Consider the following 1,650-nt stretch of genomic DNA (forward strand, 5'->3'; position numbering starts at 1 on the left):
TTTTAAAGGTCAACTCCTAGTGCGCAACATAAGCGAAGGGCTATTTGAATAGCCAGTTTGCGAATGTTGAGCACAACATCAATGAATCCCATAGCTCCCGGCGTGGCGAGGCTAATGCGTTGCGGCGCGGGCAACAAAAAATTCATCGTCGTTACACCCCCAATTTGTGCTGCCGGGTACCGAAGGGCATGGCGAGCAAAGTGGTGGCGCGCATGAGCGGTCACGACTGGCGGCGTAATGATGACCTGATCGATCTACGCCGGCAGGGGTATATCCCCTACACTCAACGTAATAACCCGGACTACCATCCAAAACCGATGCGCATTGCCGCGCGGTCGGAGAGCCGTGAGGCACTGACAGTCCTTTCCATGGTGCTGGGCGCCAACTGCGATTACAACCCGGACAGCGATTACCCGTTTGAGATCATGCTGCCTTTTGAGGACGTTGCCAAATCGATGGGGGTGCTGCACGTTTACGAAAGCGGCCGTAAGGCGTATGACGTGGCGCTGCATGCGCTATCGGTTCTCGAGCAGCTGGACTATCTCATCGTGTCGCGCGGGCAGGATACCGACACCGGTCAGAACAAGCCGCTGCGCATCTGGCTGACGGAGAACTTCTTCACCAGCCGCGGCATTCAGGTAGACGAAATTCGCCAGTGGCTGAACCAGTACCGGCTGTGGGCGATTAAAAATGGCCTGACCGAAACGCTCAGGCAAAAATACGAGCGCCATCTGGTGCGCATCGCGCATCTTGGGATCGACATCGAGCGCAAGCACTCGCTGAAAAACCGGCTGAAAAAGATCCGTCGCTGGGTGGTAAGTCCCGATCTGCAAAACCTCAAACGCAACGCGGAGCAGGTGATTGGCAACGAACTGGCCAGACGTCAGCAGGACGTACAGCGGCTGGATACGCTGCTGGATGACACCGCTGCCGGCATCAAAAAGCTGGCCGCAGCCCGTCGCCAGAAGCAGAACGGCTTTTATCAGGCCTGGGTGCAGTGGACGATGGGCAGCTCGCCGCTGAAGGCGATGGAGCTGGAAAATACGCTCAAACGTGAACAGCCTGGACTGCTGAACAGCGATCCAGAGGCATTCTACCGGCTGCTGCTGGAGCGTGCTGGCGCCATTCCAACCTAATTTTCCGAACATACCGTGCTTTACCCTGCCTGACTCGCGGGGATTTTGTGCTGCCTGTTTCCCGCTGCTGATGCATGGTTGGCCATTGATCCGGCCTGTTTCGGCAGATGCCGGCATGATTTTCGCGACCGCCGACGTCGATCGGGGACGCAGCCAATAGCGATCGACGAGGAATAACCCTTTAACTTCGACATTAACTTCGTAAGCTGCATTAACTTCGAAAAGGTACTCAGTAATATGCTTAATTTCGAAGGTTGTTTCTGAACAAATTAAGCCCTTTAAAAAGGGAGTAACTCAGCGCACCGGCTAACGCCCGGTGCTGTTGAGTACGTCCCTCGCTTCGCTCGGGCAAAAAAAACATAGCCCTTAACACCCCATTATTACTCGGCAAAACCTGAAGTAGCTCCTGCAGCAACAGCTGCAGGCAAAAAACTCTGCTCCCAAGCAAAAACAGTCGAAATTTCTCAACTAACAGAGCTCACCGACCTCAGCTCCACAATCCTCCTCACCACCG

1 protein-coding gene is annotated in these 1,650 nt (G+C 54.8%); it reads left to right on the forward strand.

Annotated features, from left to right (window positions below; all coding sequences use genetic code 11):
• The first annotated feature begins 188 nt into the window (after positions 1-188).
• Positions 189-1,136 (forward strand): Replication protein, encoded by a 948-nt coding sequence (locus AC6BYQ_RS27115; RefSeq protein WP_261452398.1) that lies wholly within the window; start codon positions 189-191, stop codon positions 1,134-1,136.
• Positions 1,137-1,650: the final 514 nt, after the last annotated feature.

The organism is Serratia sp. LTN-2, from assembly GCF_059740205.1.

Excerpts from the sequence above, each read along its gene's own strand:
- AC6BYQ_RS27115 (WP_261452398.1), top strand. The coding sequence starts at position 189 with ATGGCGAGCAAAGTGGTGGCGCGCATGAGCGGTCACGACTGGCGGCGT.